This is a genomic window from Pseudomonas sp. P5_A2_2, assembly GCF_054177685.1.
In genome coordinates this window covers 1-5,988 of the sequence record NZ_JBGCUL010000232.1, presented here as the reverse complement: position 1 = coordinate 5,988, position 5,988 = coordinate 1, and the positions used below count along the sequence as shown (strand labels likewise).

The window sequence follows — 5,988 nt, the reverse complement described above, 5'->3', positions numbered from 1 at the left end:
GTTTATATGCATACTGGGCCCGTAGCGCAACCTAGCAATAAAATTATTGGAAGGCATGAAACGTAAAATATTGCGCCGCCGCATATTGTGTGGATAATGCGTGTAATTAGTTTTAGTTTTAATTTCGCTAGAAGAAAAGACGCTGTTGCTAGGTAGAAAGCAAGTGAAGCGAAAATAGCTACACTGATTGGATGCTTATGAATTGTTAGATGAAAAATTAGTTCTAGGGTGGTAAAGGCTAAAACAGAAACCAAGATTGCAAAGGCTATGTAGAATGGCGTCTGGTTGCTCTTTAGTGTTTTGGCAAATCTGAATGCATGAAGTGACGAGATTGATAAGGCCGCTATTATCAGCGCTGTGAGTGCTAGGATATATGGTGTAATTGGGTAATACACGTGCAACTCCTAATTCCTATTAGGCGACATCGCTGTCGCGTTCAAACGCGACGGTAATGCCCGATAACGTTTTTTGTCGTCCTGGAAGCCATTGTCTAGCCTGGAAGGAGTCGCAGTAAATGCAACATAGCCCAGAGAGAAACGCAACTGGGATGATGTCAAGCTCATCTGCGCTAAAGATTCTGCGCAGAGGGTCGAAGCTACCTATTTGAGACTCGTCTATCCACCGACCGCTGTTGGCCGGTTTTTGCCTGTTGCGACCGGCTAAAAACGACCCATTGCTGCCGGTCGCGATAGTCAAAACCGCCATTAGTGGCCGTTTGAACTTAAAAGACTTACAAAGAATTCGATCCAACCTCCCTAATTGTCTCCCAGTTACTATTCGACCTTCACAGCGCCTGAACCTAGCAAATCCGTTACCAGATTTTCCTCAGCATCCTTGCAGGTTTGGCGGCCAGTCGGGCTGATCTGTGTACTGCGCAATGTTGCTTTTTCTTGCTGAATGAAGAGGGGATTTTCGATTGCCAATGGCACCTATCGAGCTGAAATTTGATCCCTCTTAGATCTGAGTTCGTTTACCAAATGCTCTACCAAGGGATTGGCTCGTGCGGGATTCCAGGCCACGGCAGTGGTCACCACGCTGAGCTTTGGGCTTAACTGTTTTAGTACGACATTGGGTGGTGCAAGCTTTTCCAGTGACATCGGTACCAGCGCGACTCCTTGCCCGCAACTGACAAATGCAATTTGTGAAACTACTGAACCCACTTCATGGATAACGCGTGGTGAGAATCCGCTTTCGCGGCAAGCGGATATCAAGCTATCAAAATAAACAGGACTAACCTTTCTAGCAAAGAGTACAAAAGGTTCATTCGCCAGTTTGGCAAGACTTACGCGCGTTTGGCTGGCGAGTGGATGATCAACTGGTACGGCGATGGCCATCCGATCTTCTGTCAATGGCATGGAGCAAATGGTATTGCCAAGTTCGCCCTCAAGCCTGGCAAAGGCTAAATCAACATCACCTGACTCCAATGCKGGAACAGCTTCTACGCTGTCAATCTCACGTACCGAAACAGTGAGTTGTGGATGTGTGTGTTTCAGTTGTTCTATCAAGGGAGGGAGGACATCCATCATCGCGGTTGTGATCGCGCCAATAGTTAATACGCCTGAATGACCAGCTACAGCCTCGTAGACAGCAAATTCCAGACGCTCCATCTGCTCAACGAATTTTCGCACCGCTGGCAAGATCGCTTTGCCTACAGGTGTCAGTTGAGAACCTTTGCGTGAACGGTCAAAAAGCTTGACCTTCAGGAGTTGCTCTAAGGTTTGGATTTGCTCGGTGAGAGGCGGCTGGCTCATGCCCAAGCGCTTAGCGGCTCTGCCGAAATTCTGCTCTTCGGCAACGATCAGAAACAAATACAGGTGCCGGACGAGGCGGAAATTGATCATGATTTTTACCATAGGTTTGGCGTATGTTTTTGTTCCGTTAATACGAATATACCTATTGTAAATCCTCTGTGAAACTGGAGCCTCAATCACAACAGGGGCCCACCCCATGACCGCAACAATTCTGCTCCAGCGCCTGGCTGAGCTCGATACCAATACCGTCTCCGATGCGCTGGATTTTCTGCAGCTTCCGGGCGCAGCTGTCGGAATAAGGCCGCTATGGAACTGCCCAAAAATTGTCGGCAGAGCAAGCACTGTGAAGGTTGGGCCCAAAACTGAAAGTGCCCCCGCCGTGCATATGATTTCTCCCGTCATCGATGCAATTAGACATGACGATCGAGTGTTGGTGATCGCCGGTGGCATTGATGGTGTTTCCTGCTGGGGAGACATCATCGCCAACGCCGCGGTAGCCAAGAAAATTCGCGGGACGGTGATTGACGGATTTAGCCGGGATATCGATGGAAGCGAATCTATCGGCTATCCGGTTTATGGGCGCGGCGTGACCATGGTTAGCGCACGTAATCGACTTGTGCAGATTGATTCTGGTGTGACCATCAGTGTCGCCGGGATCAACGTATCAGAAGATGACTACGTCATTGCTGACAAATGCGGAACGGTGTTCATACCGGTGGCACATATTGAAAAGGTCTTGAATCTCGGTGAGCGTATCGCTCAACGCGAGGAAGGAATGGTGGCCGCGGTCCGTAGCGGACGTTCGGTAGCTGATGTGATGCACGACACCCAATTCGAAGCYATCCGCGTGGAGTCCGGTCAATGAATAACGAAGATCAAAAACTTGTGGTTCTTTTTGAAGGGCTGGATACGCCAGGCGTTTCCGATGCCATGGATAAGCTAGGTATCCCGGGCCAATGCCTTGGTGTCATGCCCTTGGATAATTACCGCACTGTGATTGTCGGCCCTGCATTCACTGTTCAATACGTTCCTGCAAGCATGCCTGCCGGTACAGTCGGTGACTTCATTGAAGATGTTAGCCCTGGTGATGTGGTGGTGATCTCAAATGAAGGGCGCACTGATTGCACCGTTTGGGGCGACATCATGACCCAATACGCTGGGGTGCGAGGCATCGCAGGTACGGTGATTGATGGCGTCTGTCGTGATGTGAGCAAAGCGCTTGGCGACGGTTATCCCATGTTCACCAAGGGTCGCTACATGCGGACCGGTAAAGATCGGGTTGAAGTGCTTTCCGTGAATGAGYCCGTGTCGGTCAGCGGTACTCGCGTATGCGCTAGGGACATTGTGGTCGCCGATGCCAATGGCGTCATTGTAGTGCCACGCGCTCGTGCGGCAGAGGTGGCTGAACGTGCCCGGCAGATCGAAGAAGTAGAAGGCCAAATACGCTCGCTGATCAATCAGGGCAAAACGCTTAAGCAAGCTCGGGCATCCCTTGGCTATCACACGCTACAGAGGAAAGAACAATGAGCCTGATTAATGATGGTATGAGCCCTGAACTACAGGCACGTATCAAGGTGCTTGGCTCTTCGACTCTTTACGAAGCTTCGAAGTTGCCGTGTGCGGTAGACCCTTCCATTCGCCCGATTTGGGAAGGATCCTTTATTGCGGCGCCTGCTTACCCGTTGGAGTGTTCACCAGGTGACAATCTATCCATTCATATTGCGATGGAGCGAGTGCCACGCGGCAGCGTTCTGGTCGTGGCGACCGGCAATCATCTGGCAGGTTATTGGGGCGAGGTGTTGACGGTGKCTGCCGAAGCCGCTGGAGTCGTAGGGCTGGTGATTGATGGTGGGGTTCGAGACATTGCTGCCCTTGTCGCTAGAAAATTCCCGGTGTTTGCTCGCGGAATTTCCATGAAAGGAACCGTGAAGGCCAGCTCTCCATCGGTTGGCCAACCTTTTCAATTCAATGGTGCTCAGGTGGCGGTCGGCGATCTTGTCGTTGCCGATGACGATGGTGTCCTCATCATTCCGCAGGGCTCAGTCGCGCAGACGATTGCCGAAGCTGAAAGGCGAGCTGCAAAAGAAGCTGAAATGATGATCGCCCTAAGCCAAGGTCGCTCGACTCTGGAATTGATGAATCTGACAAGTTGGAGAAATGGCCATGGGTCGTAATGTCCAACGGCTCAATATTCGCCTTGTCCAAGCGCAACCGTCAGCCACTTATCGCATCATGGATCGGGTTGCTGCGCGTCGAGCCGAAGGAGCGAACATCATCTCCTTGTGTGCGGGTGAACCAGATTTTGATACCCCAGAACATGTATGCCAGGCGGGTATCGAAGCCATCAGGCAAGGCCATACGCGATATACGCAGGTCGCGGGTGTTCGCTCGCTCCGCGAAGCGGTCGCAGCCAAGTTTCGAAATGAAAATGGCTTAGATATCAATTGGCAAGACACCATCGTCTGCAGTGGTGGCAAGCAGGTTATCTATAACGCCCTGGCGGCGACGCTAAATGAAGGGGATGAGGTCATCATTCCTGCGCCTTACTGGGTTAGCTACCCGGAAATGGTCGAACTGTGTAGCGGTACCTCTAAGATCCTTGCATGCACCGCTGACAATAACTTCAAGTTGTCACCGCCGGCGTTGGCCGCGGCAATCACTGACAACACCCGGTGGTTGATCCTTAATTCGCCTTCCAATCCGACCGGCGCCGTTTACAGTCAGGAGGAGTTAAGAGGGTTGGCGGATGTGTTGATGGACCATCATCATGTGCTGGTACTTGCCGATGACATCTACGAGCATCTGCTGTTTGATGGCCAAGTTTTCCATACCTTGGCGCAGGTCGAGCCGAAACTCGCTTCGCGCATTCTGACCATGAACGGCGTATCCAAGGCCTATGCCATGACCGGTTGGCGCATTGGTTTTGCCACCGGTCCACGCTGGCTGCTGGCGGCAATGGAAAAGCTACAAGGACAACAAACTTCCGGCGCATGTGCCATTTCGCAGCAAGCGGCTATCGCGGCGTTGACGGGGCCACAAGACTTCATTTCCCAATCTTGCGCGRCCTTCGAGAAGCGTCGGAATCTGGTCGTTGCGCATCTGAACGACACACCGGGTCTGGAGTGTATGAATCCTTCCGGGGCGTTTTATGCATTTGCTTCTTGTTCCGGTCTGTTGGGACGCCGAACGCCAGCCGGAAAGCTGCTCGAAACAGACGAAGATGTGGCTATCGCTCTGCTCGATGAGGCTCAAGTGGCCGTTGTACCTGGTAGCGCATTTGGTCTTGCTCCCTATATTCGAATTGCTTACGCGCTAGATGATGATTCTTTGCTACGAGCCTGCGAATCGATCAGAAAATTTTGTACATCGCTTAGATAAGACTTTGCAAAGCTAATAGAGCGAAGCAAGCGAAAGCAGAAATGCCGTGACACCTACAAATAATCGCGACTACATATTAGCGAGGAGATAGTCAAAAATAATAACGCTGCATTGATGTCTTGAAATCTGCCCCAAGTTACAGAGAACAAAAAGCTAGCGAAGTATTATGGTGTTTTTACCGTACTCGTAAGGTAGTGGTCACAAGATGACCCCATAGATAATTTGAGGATAAAACATGCGTACTTTTCCTACATTTCTCAGTACAGCCTTGTTGGTCTTGCTGTGTATCCCCGCAGCTAATGCCAATGAGTTGACGGGCACGCTGAAGAAAATAAAAGATTCTGGCGCGATCAGCGTTGGCTTTCGTGATGCTGCCATCCCATTTTCGTACTATGGGGACTCCTCCGGAAAGCCTATTGGCTATTCTCAGGATATCCAGAGGAAAATAATTGAAGCCATCGAAAAGCAACTCAACATCCCGAGCCTGACCGTAAAGTATAATTTGGTTACCTCACAAACCCGTATACCGCTAGTTCAGAACGGCACGATAGATCTGGAATGTGGTGCGACGACCAATAATATTGAGCGACAGCAGCAAGTTGCTTTCTCAATTGGCATATTTGAAAGCAATACACGGTTTTTAACAAAAAAAGCCTCACCGTATAAAGAATTCTCTGATCTTAAAGGCAAGAATGTTGTGACAACTGCCGGCACGACGTCAGAGCGATTGCTAAAGTCCATGAATTCGGACAAGCAAATGGGTATGAACGTAATCGCAGCCAAAGACCATGGGGAATCTTTCCAAATGTTGGAAACGGGTCGTGCCGTTGCCTTCATGATGGACGACGCTATGTTGGCG

Annotated in this window: 6 protein-coding genes; 5 read left to right on the top strand and 1 reads right to left on the bottom strand. The window is 50.5% G+C overall.

The features are described 5' to 3' along the window. Positions 1-929: 929 nt before the first annotated feature. Complete coding sequence (locus ACXRVY_RS14860; RefSeq protein ID WP_223457598.1) at positions 930-1,841, bottom strand: LysR family transcriptional regulator; 912 nt, start codon at positions 1,839-1,841, stop codon at positions 930-932. Positions 1,842-1,947: 106 nt separating this feature from the next. On the opposite strand from ACXRVY_RS14860, the gene ACXRVY_RS14855 reads away from it, so the two are divergent. The 5 genes from ACXRVY_RS14855 to ACXRVY_RS14835 all read left to right on the top strand — a co-directional run. Further along, positions 1,948-2,616, top strand: a complete 669-nt coding sequence (locus tag ACXRVY_RS14855) for an RraA family protein (RefSeq protein WP_223457596.1) — start codon at positions 1,948-1,950, stop codon at positions 2,614-2,616. Further along, positions 2,613-3,278, top strand: coding sequence for an RraA family protein (locus tag ACXRVY_RS14850; protein ID WP_458237664.1), 666 nt, complete (start codon positions 2,613-2,615; stop codon positions 3,276-3,278). Before ACXRVY_RS14855 ends, ACXRVY_RS14850 begins: the two co-directional genes overlap by 4 nt. Then, on the top strand, positions 3,275-3,925 hold the full coding sequence (locus tag ACXRVY_RS14845) for an RraA family protein (protein WP_458237663.1): 651 nt from the start codon (positions 3,275-3,277) through the stop codon (positions 3,923-3,925). The genes ACXRVY_RS14850 and ACXRVY_RS14845 overlap by 4 nt, the downstream gene beginning before the upstream one ends. Beyond that, on the top strand, positions 3,915-5,129 hold the full coding sequence (locus ACXRVY_RS14840) for a pyridoxal phosphate-dependent aminotransferase (protein WP_458237662.1): 1,215 nt from the start codon (positions 3,915-3,917) through the stop codon (positions 5,127-5,129). Before ACXRVY_RS14845 ends, ACXRVY_RS14840 begins: the two co-directional genes overlap by 11 nt. Positions 5,130-5,364: 235 nt before the next feature. Next, on the top strand, positions 5,365-5,988 hold a 624-nt coding region (locus ACXRVY_RS14835; RefSeq protein WP_458237661.1), incomplete at its 3' end, for a transporter substrate-binding domain-containing protein.